General features: G+C 71.9%; 14 protein-coding genes and 1 pseudogene. 1 reads left to right on the top strand and 14 read right to left on the bottom strand.

Going from position 1 to position 19326, the window contains the following annotated elements; translation table 11 throughout:
• Positions 1-127: 127 nt before the first annotated feature.
• From ACGFK0_RS25845 to ACGFK0_RS25855, 3 genes are all read right to left on the bottom strand, one after another.
• Complete coding sequence (locus tag ACGFK0_RS25845; protein WP_392909057.1) at positions 128-1513, bottom strand: alanine/glycine:cation symporter family protein; 1386 nt, start codon at positions 1511-1513, stop codon at positions 128-130.
• Positions 1514-1764: 251 nt separating this feature from the next.
• On the bottom strand, positions 1765-3195 hold the full coding sequence (gene pyk, locus ACGFK0_RS25850; RefSeq protein WP_392909060.1) for a pyruvate kinase: 1431 nt from the start codon (positions 3193-3195) through the stop codon (positions 1765-1767).
• 118 nt (positions 3196-3313) lie between these two features.
• Complete coding sequence (locus tag ACGFK0_RS25855; RefSeq protein WP_392909062.1) at positions 3314-3871, bottom strand: type 1 glutamine amidotransferase domain-containing protein; 558 nt, start codon at positions 3869-3871, stop codon at positions 3314-3316.
• Between the two features lie 67 nt (positions 3872-3938).
• On the opposite strand from ACGFK0_RS25855, the gene ACGFK0_RS25860 reads away from it, so the two are divergent.
• On the top strand, positions 3939-4628 hold the full coding sequence (locus ACGFK0_RS25860; RefSeq protein ID WP_392909064.1) for a helix-turn-helix domain-containing protein: 690 nt from the start codon (positions 3939-3941) through the stop codon (positions 4626-4628).
• A gap of 1 nt (position 4629) precedes the next feature.
• Here ACGFK0_RS25860 and ACGFK0_RS25865 read toward each other — a convergent pair whose 3' ends face one another.
• From ACGFK0_RS25865 to ACGFK0_RS25915, 11 genes and pseudogenes are all read right to left on the bottom strand, one after another.
• Positions 4630-5508, bottom strand: a complete 879-nt coding sequence (locus ACGFK0_RS25865) for a hypothetical protein (protein ID WP_392909066.1) — start codon at positions 5506-5508, stop codon at positions 4630-4632.
• A gap of 475 nt (positions 5509-5983) precedes the next feature.
• Positions 5984-6286 (bottom strand): annotated as a pseudogene (locus ACGFK0_RS25870) (helix-turn-helix transcriptional regulator); the annotation flags it as partial.
• A gap of 105 nt (positions 6287-6391) precedes the next feature.
• Positions 6392-7855 carry a glutamate synthase subunit beta gene (locus ACGFK0_RS25875; RefSeq protein ID WP_392909068.1) on the bottom strand — a complete coding sequence of 488 codons (1464 nt, stop codon included), beginning with the start codon at positions 7853-7855 and terminating at the stop codon, positions 6392-6394.
• A gap of 18 nt (positions 7856-7873) precedes the next feature.
• On the bottom strand, positions 7874-12475 hold the full coding sequence (gltB, locus tag ACGFK0_RS25880; RefSeq protein WP_392909070.1) for a glutamate synthase large subunit: 4602 nt from the start codon (positions 12473-12475) through the stop codon (positions 7874-7876).
• Positions 12476-12825: 350 nt separating this feature from the next.
• Positions 12826-14001: a hypothetical protein gene (locus ACGFK0_RS25885; protein ID WP_392909072.1), complete on the bottom strand. Its 1176-nt coding sequence runs from the start codon at positions 13999-14001 to the stop codon at positions 12826-12828.
• Between the two features lie 52 nt (positions 14002-14053).
• On the bottom strand, positions 14054-14845 hold the full coding sequence (locus ACGFK0_RS25890) for a hypothetical protein (RefSeq protein ID WP_392909074.1): 792 nt from the start codon (positions 14843-14845) through the stop codon (positions 14054-14056).
• Between the two features lie 103 nt (positions 14846-14948).
• On the bottom strand, positions 14949-15668 hold the full coding sequence (locus ACGFK0_RS25895) for a VIT1/CCC1 transporter family protein (RefSeq protein WP_392909076.1): 720 nt from the start codon (positions 15666-15668) through the stop codon (positions 14949-14951).
• Between the two features lie 30 nt (positions 15669-15698).
• Complete coding sequence (gene lgt, locus ACGFK0_RS25900) at positions 15699-16940, bottom strand: prolipoprotein diacylglyceryl transferase (protein WP_392909079.1); 1242 nt, start codon at positions 16938-16940, stop codon at positions 15699-15701.
• A gap of 43 nt (positions 16941-16983) precedes the next feature.
• Positions 16984-17838 carry a DsbA family protein gene (locus tag ACGFK0_RS25905; protein WP_392909081.1) on the bottom strand — a complete coding sequence of 285 codons (855 nt, stop codon included), beginning with the start codon at positions 17836-17838 and terminating at the stop codon, positions 16984-16986.
• 143 nt (positions 17839-17981) lie between these two features.
• Positions 17982-18758 carry a DsbA family protein gene (locus ACGFK0_RS25910; protein ID WP_392909083.1) on the bottom strand — a complete coding sequence of 259 codons (777 nt, stop codon included), beginning with the start codon at positions 18756-18758 and terminating at the stop codon, positions 17982-17984.
• Between the two features lie 56 nt (positions 18759-18814).
• Positions 18815-19300 (bottom strand): vitamin K epoxide reductase family protein, encoded by a 486-nt coding sequence (locus ACGFK0_RS25915; protein WP_392909085.1) that lies wholly within the window; start codon positions 19298-19300, stop codon positions 18815-18817.
• Positions 19301-19326: the final 26 nt, after the last annotated feature.

The following is a 19326-nucleotide window of genomic DNA, read 5'->3' on the forward strand; positions in this document are numbered from 1 at the left end:
AACCGGATACGGCGGCAGTTCAAGAGCGGGGAGCGGTGGCGCGGCTGGACGAGTTCGTGGGGCCGAAGTGCTGAGCGGCCGGAGGGACGCCGGGCCTGAGGGCTGATCAGGCCCGGCGTCGTCTCGGCTACTTCGCTGTGGTTTCGGCGGTCGTGTCCTCCTTGGGGCGCTGCCGGAAGTAGTCGCGTGTCTCCCGGTAGACGAGCGGGGACAGGATGAGCAGGCCGATCAGGTTGGGCAGTGCCATTAGGCCGTTCATCACGTCGGAGAAGGTCCAGACCGTGGTGAGCGTGGTGGTGGCGCCCACGTACACGATCACGATGAAGAGGATGCGGTAGGGGAACACCGCCTTGCGGCCGAACAGGAACTCCACGCAGCGATCTCCGTAGTAGGACCAGCCCAGCAGGGTGGAGAACGCGAAGAAGATCACGCTCAGCGTGACGATGAGGCTGCCCCACTCGCCGGGCAGGCCCGCGTCGAACGCGCGTGCGGTGAAGCTGGCGGCCTCCTCCTCGCCGGCGTCGTCCCACACTCCGGTGATGACGATGGTCAGTGCGGTGAAGCTCACCACGACGAGGGTGTCGATGAAGGTCTGGGTCATCGACACGAGGGCCTGCCGGACCGGATGGCTGGTCTTGGCCGCGGCGGCGGCGATACCGCCGGTGCCGAGACCGGACTCGTTGGAGAAGATGCCGCGTGCGACGCCGTACTGGATGGCGGCGGCGACGCCCGCGCCGACGAAGCCGCCGGTGGCGGCGGTGCCGGAGAACGCGTCGGTGAAGATGGTGCCGAGCGCGCCGGGGATCTCGTCGAGGTTGAAGGCCAGGACGCCCGCCGCGCCCAGGACGTAGAGGACGATCATCAGCGGCACGAAGGCGCTGGTGAAGCGGCCGATGCTCTTGATGCCGCCGAGGATGACCGCGCCGGCGAACACGGTGATGATCATGCCGGTGAAAATGGGGTCGACGCCCCACTCCTCTTTCACGTTCGCGGCGACGGTGTTGGCCTGGGTCATGTTGCCGATGCCGAACGCGGCGATGGCCCCGGCGACGGCGAAGAAGCCGCCGAGGATCAGGCCGGCCGGGCCTTTGATGCCGTTCCTCAGGTAGTGCATGGGGCCGCCGCCCTGCTCGCCTGCGGCGTCGGTGCGGCGGAAGCGCACACCGAGGAAGGCTTCGCTGTACTTGGTGGCCATGCCCACCATGCCGGTGACCCACATCCAGAAGACGGCGCCCGGGCCGCCGAGGGCGATCGCGGTGGCGACACCGGCGATGTTGCCGACGCCGACGGTCGCGGCCAGGGCCGTGGACAGCGCCTGGTAGTGCGTGATGTCGCCTTCTGCTTCGGCGTCGCTGCGCCCGAAGGCGAGGCGGAAGGCCAGGCGGAAGTGGCGGACCTGGAGGCCGCGCAGGATGATGGTCAGGTAGAGGCCGGTGAGCAGGAGCAGCGGGATGAGGAGCCAGGGGCCCCAGATGAAGCTGCTGGCGTCGCCGAGGGATTCGTTGAGGTCCATCACACCACCGATCAGGGGAACGGCTTGATTTCCCGGAACGTAGGGGAGTGGCTGCCCGTTGTGAAGGGGCGCCGATCACCCGTTACGAGATCGTCTTTCCACATATCTCGGGTCTTGACCCTGGTGGGCGGTGTTTTCGGAGTGAGGTGGTTCTGAGACCGGACGGTGACACGGCGGGACGGGGCCGGGCACCGCGCGGGGGTGCGGTTCGCGCGGTGCCCGGCGGGGTGGTTGGCCGCTGGTGTGGTGCGTCAGGGCTGGACGGTGATGGCCTCGCCGATGCTGTGGACGCGCAGGGCGTTGGTGGAGCCGGGGGTGCCGGGGGGCGAGCCGGCGACGACGACGACCTTGTCGCCCTTCTGGACGCGGCCGAGTTCGAGGAGGGCCTGCTCGACCTGCCCGAACATGGCGTCGGTGTGGTCGACCTGGGGGACGATGAAGGTTTCGACGCCCCACACGTGGGCGAGGCGGCCGCGGACGGCGGGGACGGAGGTGAAGGCGAGCAGGGGGATCGGGGAGCGGTAGCGGGACAGGCGGCGGGCGGTCTCGCCGGACATGGTGAAGGCGGCGAGGGCCTCGGCGCCGACGATGGCGCCGACCTCGGCGGCGGCGCGGGCGATGGCGCCGCCGACGGTCTCGGGTATGCGATCGAGGGTGTGGGTGGCCTGGAGGGCGGCCTGTTCGGCGGTCTGCACGATGCGGCTCATCGTGAGGACGGATTCGATGGGGTACTGGCCGACGCTGGTCTCGCCGGAGAGCATGACGGCGTCGGCGCCTTCGAAGACGGCGTTGGCGACGTCGGAGGTCTCGGCGCGGGTGGGCCGGGGCGCGGAGATCATGGATTCGAGCATCTGGGTGGCGACGATGACCGGGCGGGCCTTCTCGCGGCAGAGCTCGATGGCGCGTTTCTGGACGATGGGGACCTGTTCGAGGGGGAGTTCGACGCCGAGGTCGCCGCGGGCGACCATGATGCCGTCGAAGGCGGCGACGATCTCGGGGAGGCGTTCGACGGCCTGGGGCTTTTCGATCTTGCCGATGAGGGGGACGCGGACGCCCTCCTCTTCCATGATCTGGTAGCAGATGTCGGCGTCGGCGGGGGTGCGGACGAAGGAGAGGGCGACGAGGTCGACGCCGAGGCGCAGGGCCCAGCGGAGGTCGCGTTCGTCCTTGTCGGTGAGGGCGGGGACGCTGACGGGGACGCCGGGGAGGTTGAGTCCCTTGTTGTCGGAGACCATGCCGCCGACGGTGACGGTGGTGCGGACGCGGGCGCCGTCGACGGCGGTGACCTTGAGGGCGACGCGGCCGTCGTCGATGAGGACGCTGTCGCCGGGGCCGACGTCGCCGGGGAGGCCATGGTAGGTGGTGGAGACCTCGCGGCGGGTGCCGGGGACGTCGTCGGTGGTGATGGTGAACTCGTCGCCGAGGGTGAGGCGTACGGGGCCGTCGGGGAAGCGTCCGATGCGGATCTTGGGGCCCTGGAGGTCCGCGAGGATGCCGACGCCCCGTCCGGTGGCGTCGGCGGCCGCCCTGATCCGGTGGTAGACCTCTTCGTGGACGGCGTGGTCGCCGTGGCTCATGTTGAGGCGGGCCACGTCGATCCCGGCTTCGACGAGGGCGTTGATCTGCTCGGTGCTGGAGCAGGCGGGGCCGATGGTGCTGACGATCTTCGCTCGACGGTTCACGTGCACAACCGTACTTAGTTACCCGCTGGTACGGATATTCGTGCAGGATATGGTCGCCGCGGGTTCATCGATTGGTCTAGCTCAGAGGTCTAGACCATAACTGGACCAGAAGTGGCCGTCACCGCGTGAACGCCTCGACGGCGGCCCGGCAGAACGCCTTGAGGTCGCCGGGGCCGCGGCTGCTGACGAGCACGTTCGGCCCGTCCTCGCAGACCCTGACCTCCTCGTCCACCCAGGTGGCGCCCGCATTGCGCAGATCGGTCCGGATGCTCGGGAACGAGGTCATGGTGCGGCCGCGGACGACGTCGGCCTCGACGAGCGTCCACGCAGCGTGGCAGATCGACGCGACGGGCTTGCCCGCGTCGAAGAACGACTTGGCGAACGCGACGGCCTTGGGCCGGGTGCGCAGGAAGTCGGGGTTGGCGACGCCGCCGGGCAGGAGGAGGCCGTCGAACTCGGTGTGGTCGGAGACGTCGACGGTGGTGTCGACGGGGAAGGTGTCGCCCTTGTCCAGGTGGTTGAACGCCTGGAGGCGGCCGGACTCGGTGGAGACGAGGCGGGGGGTGCCGCCGGCCTGCTCGACGGCCTTCCAGGGCTCGGTGAGCTCGACCTGCTCGGTGCCCTCGGTGGCGCAGAGGAAGGCGATGGTCCTGTCCTGAAGGTCGTTGTCCGGCATGGCCGTCCTCCCGGTTCGGTGGGTTTTCTGTGGCTCTGCCCGTGAGCGCGGGTGGTATGCAGGAGGTGTGAGTCCCACCGGTTATCGCGAGTTCCCCGCGGCGGGGCTGGCGTGCGCCTGGACGGCGGCGCTGCCGCGCGACGCCGAGCCGTTCACGCAGCGCGTCGTGCCCGACGGGTGCGTGGACCTGATCTGGTCGGCGTCCGGGATCCTGGTGGCGGGGCCGGACACCGGCCCGGTTCCGGCGGTCATGCGGCCGGGTGACGCGGTGGCGGCGGTGCGGTTCGGGCCGGGGGCGGCGCCGCCGGTGCTGGGCGTCCCGGCGGACGCGGTCCGGGACGGGCGGCTGCCGCTGCGGGAGCTGTGGGGCGGGGAGGCCGACCGGCTGGCGGAGGCGGTGGCGGTGGCGCCGGCCGATGACCGGTGCGGAACGCTGGTCGCGGCGGTGCGGGAGCGGATGCGGCCGCCGGATCCGGTCGTCGCGGCGGTGGTCGCGGGCCTGGCCGGCGGTTCGGTGCGGGACGTGGCGGACGGGCTGGGCTTCAGCGAGCGGCAGCTCCGGCGGCGTTCGCTGGCGGCGTTCGGGTACGGGCCGAAGACGCTCCAGCGGGTACTGCGGTTCCAGCGGGCGCTGCGGCTGGCGCGGGCGGGCGAGCCGCTGGCGGGGGCGGCGTTCGCGGCGGGCTACGCCGACCAGTCGCACTTCGCGCACGAGGTGCGCGACCTGGCGGGCGAGCCCGTCCGGAACCTGCTGTGACCTAGAGCTTGAGCCTGCCGTAGGCGCGCAGCGTCCTGAGCCGTTCGACGGTGACGAAGCCGCGCCATTCGGGCCGGGTGATCGGCGTCCAGCTCGGGAAGCCGAAGTCCCAGCCGCCGTCGTCGCCCTGCGCGTCGATGAGGGCGTCGAGGTGGGCGTCGATGACGTCGCCGGTGAACAGGCGGCGTCCGTGGCCGTGCGGGGTGGGGGCGAAGTCGAGCGGGGAGTGGCCGTCCCCTCCGGCGTGCGGGTCGAGGGCCACCGGGGCGGCGAGGGCGTCGCGGACACGGGTGAAGGCCGCCTCCGCGCGGTCCCGGTCGGGGACGTGGTCGAGGAAGGTGAGGATGGACAGGGCGTCGTACGGGCCGGGTTCGGTGTCCTCGCCCTCCAGGTGGCGCCAGCAGAAGTCCGTGGCGGGGCCGAGCCAGGGATGGTCCGACCCGGCGCGGTGAAGCATCCCCGCGAGGGTCCCGGTGGGGTTGATGCCGCCCGGCGGGTCGTCGGGCGTCTGCCACCACGGGGCGTGGGGAGTGTCGCGGACCGTCGGCAGGACGAACGGCACTCCCCCGTCGGCGGTGGTGATGGAGGCCAGGTAGTCGCCGGTGCGCGTGACGGCGGGGTCGTCGTCGGCGCCGGCCTCGTGGAGGATCTCCAGGGCGTGCTGGGCGGGGACGGGCTGGCTGCCTTCGCCGCGCAGGTCGGGTTCGAGGGCGTGGCCGTATCCGCCGTCCGGGTTCTCGTAGGCGCGCAGGGCCGCCAGGACGGGTGCCGCGGGCCCGCCGCGGAAGTGCATGGCGAACCGGTGGCGGTCGATGAGACGGGCGCTGAGGCGCATGAACCCGGCGGCGCGGGCGAGGCCGGTGTCGTGCAGAACTCTCATGGGGCCAACGTAGGGCGGCCGCCGCCGGCCGGTCTTGTAGGAATCGGACGCGTCGGCGCGGGGCGCGGTGGGCCCGGCCACCCCAGCGGTGGGTGGCCGGGCCCCTGATGTCCCGCGTGCGGGGTGCGGGGGCCCCGGTGCACGGCGGCGTGAGGGGCCGGCGGCTGTGCGCCCGCCGCACGGTGAACCCTGGCCGGACGCTAGCCGACCCGTCCCAAGACCACAAGAGGGACGGACGGGCCGGGATGGGCCACGTGGAACGCCTGGTCAGCCGGAGCAGTCGTTCCAGGGCAGGGTCTCGTCGAGCTGCTCGAAGGGCTGGGTGAGGCTGTACCAGCAGCCGGAGTCGTCGCGGAAGACGGCCTCGACGCAGCACGAAGCAGCCGGGGATGACGGAGGAGTCGGTGGCGCGGGCCCGCCTGCGGAACTCGGTGGGCGTCACCCCCACCTGCTGCTTGAAGCGGGTGCAGAACGTGCCGAGGCTGGTGAAGCCGACGAGCATGCAGATCTCGGTGACGGTCAGATTCGCGGTGCGCAGAAGGTCCCGGGCGCGTTCGATGCGGCGGCGGGCGAGGTAGGCGCCGGGCGTCTCGCCGTAGACCTCACTGAACAGCCGGACGAAGTGGTAGCGCGAGTAGCCGGCGCGGGCGGCGATGGCGGCAACGTCGAGCGGCTCGGCCCACTCGCGGTCCATCGTGTCCCGGGCCAGCCTCATGCGGCGCAGCAAGGCCGTGTCCAGGGTGGACGGCGCGGATCCCATGCTCCGGTGCTGACACATCGAAGGCCCCGAAGGCAGGGCGCGGGCGTGCCTTCGGGGCCTTCGTTTCGCGGCGACCTCGGCCGCGCACGCGAGCGCGGTGGGCCGTCACTGCGATGGATGCGCTCAGGCCATCGGACGCGCCGTGGGCGGAATCGGGTACGGCAGGCCGGTGCGGCCGGTGAGGAACGCGTCGACGCCGTGCGCGGCGGCGCGGCCCTCGGCGATGGCCCAGACGATCAGGGACTGGCCGCGGCCCATGTCGCCGGCGGCGTACACGCCGTCCACCGACGTCTTGTAGTCGCCGTCGCGGACGACGTTGCCGCGCTGGTCGAGGTCGACGCCGAGCTGGTCGAGGAGGCCCTCGCGCTGCGGGCCGAGGAAGCCCATCGCGAGCGTGACCAGCTCGGCCGGGATCTCCCGCTCGCTGCCCTCGACCGGCTGGAACCCGGACTGCGGCCCGCCGACCTCCACGATCTTCAGCGCGCGGACGTTGCCGTCCCCGTCGCCGGCGAACTCGGTGGTGGACACGGCGTAGACGCGGTCGCCGCCGAGGTCCGCGAGCTCCTCGTGGGCGCTCTCCACCTTGAACAGCATCGGGTACGTCGGCCACGGCTGGGTGTCCGGGCGGGACTCCGGCGGGCGCGGCATGATCTCCAGCTGGGTGACCGAGGCGGCCCCCTGCCGGATCGCGGTGCCGATGCAGTCGGCGCCGGTGTCGCCGCCGCCGATGACCACGACGTGCTTGCCCTTGGCGGAGATCGGCGACTCGTCGTAGTCGCCCTCCTGCACCTTGTTCGACGGGGGCAGGTACTCCATCGCCTGGTAGACGCCCTTGAGCTCCCGGCCCGGGACGGGCAGGTCGCGCCAGGCGGTGGCGCCGCCGGCGAGGACGACGGCGTCGTGGCGGGCGCGCAGGTCGTCGGCGGTGACGTCGACGCCGACGTTCACCGAGGTCTTGAAGTCGGTGCCCTCGGCGCGCATCTGGGCGAGGCGCCGGTCGAGGTGCCGCTTCTCCATCTTGAACTCGGGGATGCCGTAGCGCAGCAGCCCGCCGATCCGGTCCGCGCGCTCGTAGACGGTGACGTCGTGGCCGGCGCGGGTGAGCTGCTGGGCGGCGGCGAGGCCCGCGGGCCCCGAGCCGACCACCGCGACCGTCTTGCCGGTCTTGACGGCGGGCGGCTGCGGCCGCACCCAGCCCTCCGCGAACGCCCGGTCGATGATCTCGACCTCGACCCGCTTGATGGTGACCGGGTCCTGGTTGATGCCGAGGACGCAGGCGCTCTCGCACGGCGCCGGGCACAGCCTCCCGGTGAACTCCGGGAAGTTGTTGGTGGCGTGCAGCCGCTCGATGGCCTCCCGCCAGTCCTGCCGGTAGACGAGGTCGTTCCACTCGGGGATGAGGTTGCCGAGCGGGCAGCCCTGGTGGCAGAACGGGATGCCGCAGTCCATGCAGCGGCTCGCCTGCTTCTCCAGCCGGTCCTTGCCGAAGTCCTCGTAGACCTCCGACCAGCTCTTGATCCGCACGTCGACCGGGCGGCGCTTCGGGAGCTCCCGCCCGACGGTCAGAAAACCCTTCGGGTCAGCCATGAAGGACGTCCCCCTCTCTCAGCTCTGCGCCGCGGCCATGACGGCCTCGTCGACGTCGCGTCCCTCGGCCTCGGCCTTGGCCATCGCGTCCAGGACGCGGCGGTAGTCACGCGGCATGATCTTGGTGAAGCGGTCGGCCGCGGCGTCCCAGTCGTCCAGCAGCCGGCCCGCTACCCGTGAGCCGGTCTCGGCCAGGTGCCGCTCGACCAGGGTCCGGACGAAGTCCAGGTCGTCGGGGTCGAGGGGGTCCAGGTCGACCATCTCGCCGTTGACCCGCTCGGGCACCAGGTCCAGGACGTAGGCGATGCCGCCGGACATGCCGGCCGCGAGGTTGCGTCCCGTCCGGCCGAGGATCAGGGCGCGGCCGCCGGTCATGTACTCGCAGGCGTGGTCGCCGACGCCCTCGACGACGGCGGTGGCGCCGGAGTTGCGGACGCAGAACCGCTCGCCGGCGATGCCGCGGGCGAAGAGCTCACCGGACGTCGCGCCGTACAGGATGACGTTGCCGCCGATGATCTGCTCCTCGGCCGCGAACCCGGCATCGGCCGGCGGGCGCAGCGTCAGCCGCCCGCCGGACAGGCCCTTGCCGACGTAGTCGTTGGCGTCGCCGACCAGCCGCAGCGTGATCCCGCGCGGCAGGAACGCGCCGAACGAGTTGCCCGCCGAGCCGGTGAACGTGACGTCGATCGTGTCGTCGGCCAGGCCCTGGCCGCCCCACTTCCTGGTCAGCTCATGGCCGAGCATGGTGCCGACCGTCCGGTTGACGTTGCGGATCGGGAGGTCGAGCGTGACCTTGTCGCCGAACGCGAGCGCGCCCTCGGCGAGCTGGATCAGCGTGTTGTCCAGGGCCTTCTCCAGCCCGTGGTCCTGCTCGGTGACGCGGTGCAGGGCCGCGCCCTCGGCCCGCTCTGGCGTGTGCAGGACCGGGGTGAGGTCGAGCCCGGACGCCTTCCAGTGCTCGACGGCCTCGCGGGTGTCGATCATCTCGACGTGCCCGATCGCCTCCTCCAGCGAGCGGAACCCGAGGGCCGCCAGATGCTCGCGGACCTCCTCGGCGATGAACTCGAAGAAGTTCACGACGAACTCGGGCTTGCCGGAGAACCGCTGCCGCAGCACGGGGTTCTGGGTGGCGACGCCGACCGGGCACGTGTCGAGGTGGCAGACCCGCATCATGATGCAGCCCGACACCACCAGCGGCGCGGTCGCGAAGCCGTACTCCTCGGCGCCGAGCAGCGCCGCGACGACGACGTCCCGCCCGGTCTTCATCTGCCCGTCGGTCTGCACGACGATGCGGTCGCGCAGGCCGTTCAGCAGCAGCGTCTGCTGCGTCTCGGCGAGGCCCAGCTCCCACGGGGTGCCGGCGTGCTTGAGCGACGTCAGCGGGGACGCGCCGGTGCCGCCGTCGTGGCCGGAGATCAGCACCACGTCGGCGTGCGCCTTGGACACCCCGGCCGCGACCGTGCCGACGCCGACCTCGGCGACGAGCTTGACGTGCACGCGCGCCGCCGGGTTGGCGTTCTTCAGGTCGTGGATGAGCTGCGCCAGGTCCTCGATCGAGTAGATGTCGTGGTGCGGCGGCGGCGAGATGAGGCCGACGCCGGGGGTGGAGTGCCGCGTCTTGGCGATCCACGGGTAGACCTTGTGGCCGGGCAGCTGGCCGCCCTCGCCGGGCTTGGCGCCCTGCGCCATCTTGATCTGGATGTCGTCGGCGTTGGTGAGGTACTCGGAGGTGACGCCGAACCGTCCGGACGCGACCTGCTTGATGGCGCTGCGGCGCAGGTCGCCGTTCTCGTCGGGGGTGAACCGCTCCGGGTCCTCGCCGCCCTCACCGGTGTTGGACTTGCCGCCGAGGCGGTTCATCGCGATCGCGAGGGTCTCGTGGGCCTCGGCGGAGATGGAGCCGTACGACATGGCCCCGGTGGAGAACCGCTTGACGATCTCCGATACGGGTTCGACCTCGTCGATCGGGACCGGTTCGCGCTCGCCGTCCTTCAGCCTGAACAGCCCGCGCAGCGTCATCAGCCGCTCGGCCTGCGAGTCGACCTGCGCGGTGTACTCCTTGAAGATCTCGTAGCGGCGGGTGCGGGTGGCGTGCTGCAGCTTGAACACCGTGTCCGGGTTGAACAGGTGCGGCTCGCCCTCGCGGCGCCACTGGTACTCGCCGCCGACCTCCAGGGTGCGGTGCGCCAGGTCGTTGCCGCCCGGCGGGTAGGCGCGGGCGTGCCGCTCGGCGACCTCGCGGGCCAGCACGTCGAAGCCGACGCCGCCGAGCCGGGACGTGGTGCCGGTGAAGCAGCGGGACACGACGTCGCCGCCGAGCCCGATCGCCTCGAAGATCTGCGCGCCGGTGTAGGACGCGACCGTGGACACGCCCATCTTCGACATGACCTTCAGGACGCCCTTGCCGTACGCCTTCACGAGGTTCCGGGCGGCCTGCTCCGGCTCGACGCCCTCGATGGCGCCGCCGCGGACGAGGTCCTCGACGGTCTCGATCGCCAGGTACGGGTTGATCGCGGACGCGCCGTACCCGATGAGCAGCGCCATGTGGTGGCACTCGCGGGCCTCGCCGGTCTCGATCACCAGGCCGACCCGGGTGCGGGTCTTCTCCCGGATCAGGTGGTGGTGGACGGAGCCGGTCAGCAGCAGCGACGGGATCGCGGCGCGGGCGGAGTCGGCGCCGCGGTCCGACAGCACGATGACGCGGGCGCCGGCGTCGATGGCGCGGCCGACCTCGGAGTTGATCTCCTCCAGCCGGGCCTCCAGGGCCTCTCCCCCGCCGGCGACGTCGTACAGGCCGTGCACGACGTGGGCCTGCAGATGCGGCAGGGACCCCTCGTCGTCAATGTGGATGATCTTGGAGAGTTCGCCGTTGTCCAGGATCGGGGTGGGCAGCACCAGGCGGCGGCACGAGTCCGGGCCGGGCTCCAGGAGGTTGCCCTCCGGGCCGAGCGTGGACTGGAGCGAGGTCACCAGCTCCTCGCGGATCGCGTCCAGCGGCGGGTTCGTGACCTGCGCGAACTGCTGCTTGAAGTAGTCGAACAGCAGCCGCGGCCGCTCCGACAGCACCGCGATCGGGGTGTCGGTGCCCATCGACCCGATCGGCTCGGCGCCCGTCTTCGCCATCGGCGACAGGATGATCCTCTGCTCTTCGAGGGTGTAGCCGAACGTCTGCTGCCGCTTGACGAGGGTCTCGTGCGACGGGATCTCCCGCTCGCGCCTCGGCAGCTCCTCGAACCGGACCAGGCCCTCGTGCAGCCACTCGCCGTACGGGTGCTCGGCGGCCAGCTCCGCCTTGACCTCGTCGTCCTCGACGATCCGCCCGGCGGCGGTGTCCACCAGGAAGATCTTGCCGGGCTGCAGCCGGCCCTTCCGGACGACGTTCGCGGCCGGGATGTCCAGGACCCCCGCCTCGCTGGCCAGCACGACCAGGCCGTCGTCGGTCACCCAGTACCGGCCGGGACGCAGCCCGTTGCGGTCCAGGACGGCGCCGACGACGGTGCCGTCGGTGAAGCTGACGCTGGCGGGACCGTCCCACGCCTCCATCAGGGTGGAGTGGAACTCGTAGAACGCGCGGCGGGCGGCGTCCATCTCGGTGTGGTTCTCCCACGCCTCCGGGATCATCATCAGCACCGCGTGCGGCAGCGACCGGCCGCCGAGGTGCAGCAGCTCCAGACACTCGTCGAACGAGGCGGTGTCGCTGGCCTCGATGTCGATCACGGGGTAGATCCGCGACAGGTCCCCGGGGATCAGGTCGGACTTCAGCAGCGCCTCGCGGGCCCGCATCCAGTTCCGGTTGCCCTTCACCGTGTTGATCTCGCCATTGTGGGCGATGAACCGGTACGGGTGGGCCAGCTCCCAGGCGGGGAAGGTGTTGGTCGAGAACCGCGAGTGCACCAGGGCGATCGCGCTGGTGAAGCGGCGGTCCGACAGGTCGGGGAAGAACGGCTCCAGCTGCGGGGTCGTCAGCATCCCCTTGTAGACGATCGTCCGGCTGGACAGGCTCGGGAAGTAGACCCGCACGTCCTGTTCGGCGCGCTCGCGCATGCAGAACACGACGCGGTCCAGCTCAAGGCCGGTCTTGCCGCCGTGGGGGCCGCCCGCGGCGGGGGCCACGAACAGCTGCGAGAAGTGCGGCATGACGCGCCGCGAGGCCGGGCCGGTGAAGTCGGGGTCGTGCGGCAGCTCCCGCCAGCCGAGGACCGTCAGGCCCTCCTCGACGCAGAGCCTCTCGACATGGGCGACCACGGTGGCGCGCTCGTCGCCGTCCGCGGGCAGGAACGCGATGCCGGCGGCGTAGGCGCCGGCGTCGGGGAGCGCGAAGTCGCAGGTGTCGCGGAAGAACGCGTCCGGGATCTGGACGAGGATGCCGACGCCGTCGCCGTCGTCCGGCTCGGCGCCCACCGCTCCGCGGTGGTCGAGGTTCTTCAGGACCGTCAGGGCGTTCTGCACGATGTCATGGCTTTTGCGGCCGTGCAGGTCCGCCACCATTCCGACACCGCATGCGTCGTGTTCGTGAACCGGGTCGTAGAGCCCCTGCGCGAGGGGGCGGCCGCCGGTGCCGGGCCCCGGAGGGCCGGCAACAGAAGTGCGGGCATCAGGTGTGAGGGCAGCAGAAGCCATCAACCCTCCCGTCGTCGTCGTGTCACTGCTGATGTCAGTGCAGTCCGGGACGACGTTGGCCCTGCTGCGGTGAGATGACATTACATCACTGCCGGGATCATGCCCGGCTGCCCCGGATCGCGAAACTTCCGGCGCGGACGGCCCATGGGCGCCATCTCACAGTGGTTTAGACCAGATTACCGGTTCCTCCCCCAACGGAAAGTGCCCCGGCAACGGTGACGATCATCACCGGGAGAGCGATGTTTACCGTGGTGTTCCAGTGACTTGCCCGAAATGTGGCGACCTGGACGCGGTCAGGCGGCCGGGATCAGGCGGGGCGCAGTCAGGCGGGCGCGGTCAGGCGGGCGCGGTCATTCGGACGCGCGGGCGGCGCGGCCGAGCACCGCCGGGTTCTTGCCGCCCTCGATCAGCAGCGACAGGAGCGCCTCGTCCTCCGGGCCGCCCTTGCCGTCCAGCCGCTGCGCCCACGTGACCACGGCGAAATGGCCCATGGCCAGGCCGCGCGCCATGCCGAAGCCGCGTCCGAAGCCGTCCAGCGGGGCGGGGGCCTCCAGCGGCCGGACGAAACCGGCACCGATCGTCTGCTCCAGCGTCGCGACGAACCGGTCGGCCTCCGCGGACCCTGCCAGGTTGAACACCGCGACGGCCAGCGCATGGCCGTTCTCCGTGTCGGAGTAGATCCCGCGGGCCGCCTGCGTGCAGCCGCCCTCGCCCAGCACCTCACCCACGGTCGCGCCCCACACGGCGGCGGCGCAGTCACCGTCCAGCCGCTTGACGCGCAGCTTGACCCGCACCTCGCCGCCCGGGACCGACAGTTTCGCCGCCGACGACGGGAACGCCTCCTCCACCGTCAGCGGCTTCGGGTCCGCGCGGCGGGACGCGATGCCCGAGTACGCCGACGACGAGGACGAACTGGAGTAGGAGTCCGGCGAGACGCCCGTCTCCGCAGGAGTCCCGATCGTCACGGTGGCCGCGCCGCCCGCGGCCGGACCGTTCCCGCCGCCGCGCGGAACGACCACCGCGCCCACACCGAGGAGCACGAGCAGGCCCAGGACCGCGGCGGCGCCGAAGTACAGCCTCGCTCCGCGCCCGCCCTCACGCGACGCCGGACGGGACTGCCGCGCCTGCCCGGCGGAACGCCCCCCCTTGCCCGGCTTCCCCCGCTGTCTCGGCTTCCCGCCGCGCCGTCCCGGCTTCCCGCCGGGACCGTGCGCATCACCCGGAAGCGGCCGCGGGCCTGTGCCGGGCGCGTCGTGATACGCGGGGGCGGCCGGGTAGGCGGACGTGTCGTGAAACGGGGACGCGTCGGGGTAGGCGGACTCGTCGTCCTCGAACGGCATGCGCGGCGGCGGAACGGGCCGCCCCGGGCGGGGCGCGCCCTTCCGCCGCGCCTGCGACGGGTTCGGCCGGCGGGGGCCTCCCTCGCGGCCCGGCGCCGTCCTGCGCGGGGCGGGCTGCCTGCGGCCCTGGCGGCTCACCGGTGCGCGCCGGGGGCCGCCGCCGCGGCGGAATTCATCGGAGTCCACGAGCGCGCAGACTACTGCCCGCCGGCCCGCGACACGCCCGCATGCGGCCGGATCACTGGCCGGGCCTTCCGCCCGAGGCCAGGTCAAGCCGCCCGTAGAGGAAGTCGGCGGCGCCCTCGATGACCAGGCTCACATCGATCACCTCGTTGAGCGAGGCGGGCTGCTCCCCGCCGGCCCGCTCCACCCACGTGATCACGGCATAGTGGCCGTAGGTCTTGGCGTAGGCGGCGCTGAACCCGGACCCGAACGCGGGGACGCCCGGCGCGTCCAGCGGCGTCACCCACCCGGCGCCCGTCTCGCGCTGAAGGTCGCGCAGGATCTGCTTGACGCCCTCCACGGTCTCCATGTTGATCACGATGAACTGGCCGACGTGCTTCTTGCCGGCGCTCACGTAGGCGGAGCGGACGACCTGGCTGCAGCCGAACTTGGCGAGGTCGGCGTGCAGGCGGGCGCCCCACGTCGCGGACTTGCAGTCGGAGGTCAGCGCGGACTCGGCCAGCGTGAACGCGTAGGCGCCCGACTTCAGGTTCTTGGCGGAGGCCGCCTCCCCCTCGGTGATCTCGCGGCGGTCGGCCGACCTGTTCGCGATCTCGCTGAAGCCCTCGCCGTTGTAGTCGGGCGCGTAGGCGGTCGGCAGCGCCGTGTTCTCGGCGGGCGCCTCGTCCCCGCCGGTGAACACGAGCACGGCGACGACCGCGACGATCACCGCGACCAGCGCGGCGACCGCGCCGAACAGCAGCTTCGGACGGGGCAGGCTGCGACCGGACTTCTCCTCCGGCCAGAAGTCCTGCCCGCCGCCCTCGCGCGCGGCCTCGGGGGAACCTGTGTCACGAGCCTCGATCACGCCCCGGAGCTTAGCGGTCCGGGCGGCCCCCGCGTGGCCAAAAGGGCGTTTTATCCAGTTCCCTGGAGCGACCGCCCGCACCGGAGCCGGCAACCGCGCCGTACTAGAGCCCATTGGTCCCGATCAGCGCGCCGACCCCGTAGGTGATCGCCGCGGCGGCCGCGCCGAACAGCAGCTGCCGCGTCCCGCCGAACCACCAGGGCCGGGCCGTGATCCGCGACACCAGCGCGCCGGCGCCGAACAGCCCGAGCGCCGCGATGATCGCCGCCGGCCACAGCGAGGAGGCGCCCAGCAGGTACGGAAGCACCGGCAGTATCGCGCCGATCCCGAACGACAGGAACGACGAGCCCGCCGCCAGCGTCGGCGAGGGCAGGTCACCGGGCGTCACCCCCAACTCCTCGCGGGTGTGCACCTCCAGCGCATCGTCGGGGTCCCTGGACAGCTGCCGCGCCACCTCCGCGGCCGTCTCCGGGTCCACCCCGCGCGACCGGAACACCTCGGCCAGCTCCCGCTCCTCCGCCACCGGGTGCCGGGCCAGCTCCAGCCGCTCCACCTCGATCTCCGCCTCCGCCAGTTCCGACTGGGAGGCGACCGAGATGTACTCCCCCGCGGCCATCGAGAACGCGCCCGCGGCCAGCCCCGCCAGACCCGCCAGCAGGACGACCTTCTGGCTCGCCTGGCCGCCCGCGACGCCCGCGATCAGCGCGAAGTTGGAGACCAGTCCGTCCATCGCGCCGAACACCGCCGGCCGCAGCCAGCCGCCGGTGACGTCACGGTGCTGATGATGGTGTTCCGGGGGCACGCCCGGCTTGCCGCTGGTCATCTCGCCTGCACCGGAGCCCTCCGCCGACCGCTACTTTCCGTCCTTGACGGGTTCACCCTCATCCACCCGCCCGGCCTCGCCGACACCGTCTCCGGCCTCGTCGTCGCCTTCAGCCTCGAGCTCGGCCTCGTTCTCGGGGTCCTTCTCCTCGGACGCGGCCTCCGCCTCGGCGTCCCCGCCTCCGGCCTTCTCCGCGTCCTCGACGTCCTCGGCCTTGTCCGCGCCCTCGGCGTCCTCAACCCGGTCCGCGTCCTCGGCCTTGTCGGCGTCCTCGGACTTCTCGGCTTCCGACTTCTCGGTCTCCGAGTCCTCGGTTTCGGAGTCCTCGGCTTCGGTCTTCTCGGTCTCGGGTTCCGGTTCGGGCTCGTCCTTCGGCACGGGCTTCGCCTCGGCGGATCCCGGCTCGCCGGACGGCCCGTCCGCGGCGGGACCGCCGACGTTCTCCGGGCCGGTACGGTGGCGCATCCGGTACAGGTAGGCGACCGCGCCGAGGAAGAGCAGGATCGACGTCCAGTCGTTCAGCCGCAGGCCGAGGATGTGGTGGGCGTCGTCGATGCGCAGCGCCTCGATCCAGGCGCGTCCCAGCGTGTAGGCGGCGACGTAGAGCGCGAACGCGCGGCCGTGCGTGAGCTTGAAGCGCCGGTCGGCCCAGATGACCAGGATCGCGACGCCGACGCACCACAGCGACTCGTACAGGAACGTCGGGTGGTAGGTGGCGATGTCGGCGTACTGGGGGTCGAGGCTGGGCCCGCCCTCGAGCGTCGGCCGGTGGTCCTCGTCGATCTCCAGGGCCCAGAACGCGTCGAGGGGACGGCCGTACAGCTCCTGGTTCCAGTAGTTGCCCCAGCGGCCGATGGCCTGCGCCAGTGCGATCCCCGGGGCGACCGCGTCGGCGAGCGCGAGGACGGAGATCCCGCGCCGCCGGCATGCGATGAGCGCGCCGACCGCGCCGAACGCGACGGAGCCCCAGATCCCGAGGCCGCCCTTCCAGATCTCCAGCGCCCGGACCGGATCGCCGTCCTCACCGAAATAGCGCTGGTAGTCGGTGATGACGTGGTAGATCCGCCCGCCGACGAGACCGAACGGCACCGCCCACACGGCCACATCGATGATCACGCCGGGGGTGCCGCCCTTGGCGGCCCAGCGTCGCTCGCCCAGCCACACCGCGGCGACGATGCCCAGAATGATCATGATGGCGTAGGCGCGGATGGGAACGGGCCCGATGTGCCAGATGCCCTGTGAGGGACTCGGGATGTAGGCGAGCGGCTGCATGGACGCTGACGTTACCGCCTCCGGGGCGGCGCGTGCGCCGACTCTACGACCGTGCCGGGCCGCGGACGCCCGCGGTACCGTCCACGGTGCCGTTCGCCCTGCCGTCCGATCGTGTGCCGCCGGGGGACGGGACCGGGCCCCCACCCGCCTGGGCGACGGCCTTCTTCAGCTCGTCCGGCGAGCCGAGGGCGTCGCCGTCGACCCTCTCGCCGTTCAGCGCGAGATACGGGGTGGAGTCGACTCCCGCACGCCCGGCCGCGGTGCTCGCCTTCTCGACCAGGTCGATCTTCTGGTTCCCGTTGACGCAGGCGGCGAACGCGGGATCGGTGACGCCCAGCTCGGCCGCCCACGTGATCAGGTTCTCCGGCGTGAAGCCGCTGGCGCCCTCGGGAGGCTGCTCGGCGAAGAGCCTGTCGTGGTAGGGGACCCATTTGCTCACGGGGATGCAGGCGGCGGCGTTCGCGGCCCTCCGCGAGTTCGACATCAGCGGTTCCTGCTGGAAGAGCTGGAACGGCCGGTACACGACCCTGGCCTCGCCCTCGGCGGCGAGTTGCTTGAGCGTCCCGCCGAGGCGCCCCTCCAGCGCCTCGCACGCCGGGCACTGGAAGTCCTCGTACAGTTCCAGGACCGGCCCGGTGACGCCCGGCTGCGCCATCGCGACCGCCCCGTGCTCCACGCGGGTCGCCGGCGCCAGCGGGCCCGTGTAGGTGTCGCCGAGAGGCCCGTCCCCGCCGATCCGCGACACCGCCACGACGGTCCCCGCGACCACGACGGCCGCCACGGCGACGGCGCCGAGGACGACCGCCAGCAGCCGCCGGCGGCGCTGCCGGACCGCGGCCCGGCCCCGTTCGTCCGCGAGCCGCCGGCGCGCCGACGGTCCCCTGCCCTGCTCGCTCATCGATCCCCCGATCGGCCACTGTGCGTGTTCGTGCGCACACACGAGCGTAGCGGTCGGGGGCGTCCCGAGGCCGGTGAAGCGCCGCGCCGCGCCGTCCCGGGCGGGACGGCGCGGCGCGTGCGCTCACCTGCCGGAGGCCGGGGTCACTTGCCGGAGGCGGCGGCCGCGTCGATGGTCGCCCGGAGCGCGGCCGGGTTCATGAACTGCGTCGAGTCGAGCTGCTTGCCGTCCAGGAAGACCGACGGGGTCCCCTGGACCTGGCGGTCCTGCAGGGCGTACTTGGTCATCGCGTCGACCTGGGACTTCTTCTGCTCGTCCCGCACGCACTTCTCGAAGTTCGGGTCGGTGACGCCGACGTCCTTGCCCCACTTCACGAGGTCGTCGGGCGAGAAGCCCTCCGAGCCCTCGGCCGGCTGGAACCGGAAGAGCGCGTCATGGTAGGAGATCCACTTGTCGGCCGGAACGCACAGCGCCGCCTCGGCCGCGCGCAGCGAGTTGATCCTGATGGGATCCTTCTGCTGGCCGAACAGGTGGAACGGCCGGTAGACGACCTTGACCTTGCCCCGCTCCGCCAGTTCCAGGACGGTCTCGCCGGTGGCCTCCTCGAACTGCTTGCAGACCGGGCACTGGAAGTCCTCGAAGACCTCCAGAACCGGCTTGGTCACCCCGGGCTGCGCCATCACGATCGAGCCGTCGTCCTGGCGGCTGAGCGGGGCGAGCGCGCCCTGGTGGACCTCGGCGCGGCCCTGCTTGCTCTGGTAGTCGATGATCAGGACGGTGCCGACCACGATCACCGCGACCGCGACCACCGATCCGAGGACGATGGCGAGCAGCCGCCGCTGCTTCTGCCGCGCCGCCTGCCGCTTGCGCTCGGCGGCCAGGCGCTCTCTCGCGGACCGCTCCCGTGCGGCCTTGCTCATGTGTTCTCCTAGGCGTGAGGGCCGCGCCGCCACCGTGGGGCGCGGTCACGGTGAGGTTAGTCGACCTGACCGATTCGTCGGAATTCGTCGATCAAGACGAGGACGAACAGCAGGACGGTGATGGCGTGCACCCCGGTGCACCACAGGCAGATCTTGTGCAGCAGCGCCAGTTCCACGGTCACGAGGTAGACGACGAACAGCACGCCGACCGCGGTGCTCGCCACCCGGCCCCACCGCAGCGGCGGCCGCGCCGACCGCAGCGCCCACGGCGTGATCAGCGCGCCGAACGCGACGAAGAACGCCAGGCCCAGCAGCGGCATGGGGATCCCGGCGAGCGTGGAGTACTCGCTCGTCGTGACCGCATGGCAGTCGACGGTCTTGGACGCCGAGCACACCAGCGCGCCCTCGTCGTAATGCGTGACCGTCAGATAAACGGAGATCCCGAGCCCGGCGATCGTCAGCACCCACGCCGGGATCAGGAACCAGGCGGGAGGCGGCGGCGCCGTCTTGGCCCGGCCTTCCGCCGTCATCTCTTGCGTCATCGTGATCCTTCCGAGGACCGCCTCAA

This window comes from Spirillospora sp. NPDC048823, from assembly GCF_043198445.1.
Taxonomy (GTDB): Bacteria; Actinomycetota; Actinomycetes; order Streptosporangiales; family Streptosporangiaceae; genus Spirillospora.

Coding starts and splice junctions, on each gene's coding strand:
- ACGFK0_RS25855 (WP_392909062.1), bottom strand. CDS start 3,871: ATGCCGGACAACGACCTTCAGGACAGGACCATCGCCTTCCTCTGCGCC.
- ACGFK0_RS25865 (WP_392909066.1), bottom strand. CDS start 5,508: ATGAGAGTTCTGCACGACACCGGCCTCGCCCGCGCCGCCGGGTTCATG.
- ACGFK0_RS25915 (WP_392909085.1), bottom strand. CDS start 19,300: ATGACGCAAGAGATGACGGCGGAAGGCCGGGCCAAGACGGCGCCGCCG.
- ACGFK0_RS25895 (WP_392909076.1), bottom strand. CDS start 15,668: ATGACCAGCGGCAAGCCGGGCGTGCCCCCGGAACACCATCATCAGCAC.
- gltB (WP_392909070.1), bottom strand. CDS start 12,475: ATGGCTTCTGCTGCCCTCACACCTGATGCCCGCACTTCTGTTGCCGGC.
- ACGFK0_RS25905 (WP_392909081.1), bottom strand. CDS start 17,838: ATGAGCGAGCAGGGCAGGGGACCGTCGGCGCGCCGGCGGCTCGCGGAC.
- ACGFK0_RS25875 (WP_392909068.1), bottom strand. CDS start 7,855: ATGGCTGACCCGAAGGGTTTTCTGACCGTCGGGCGGGAGCTCCCGAAG.
- ACGFK0_RS25845 (WP_392909057.1), bottom strand. CDS start 1,513: ATGGACCTCAACGAATCCCTCGGCGACGCCAGCAGCTTCATCTGGGGC.
- lgt (WP_392909079.1), bottom strand. CDS start 16,940: ATGCAGCCGCTCGCCTACATCCCGAGTCCCTCACAGGGCATCTGGCAC.
- ACGFK0_RS25910 (WP_392909083.1), bottom strand. CDS start 18,758: ATGAGCAAGGCCGCACGGGAGCGGTCCGCGAGAGAGCGCCTGGCCGCC.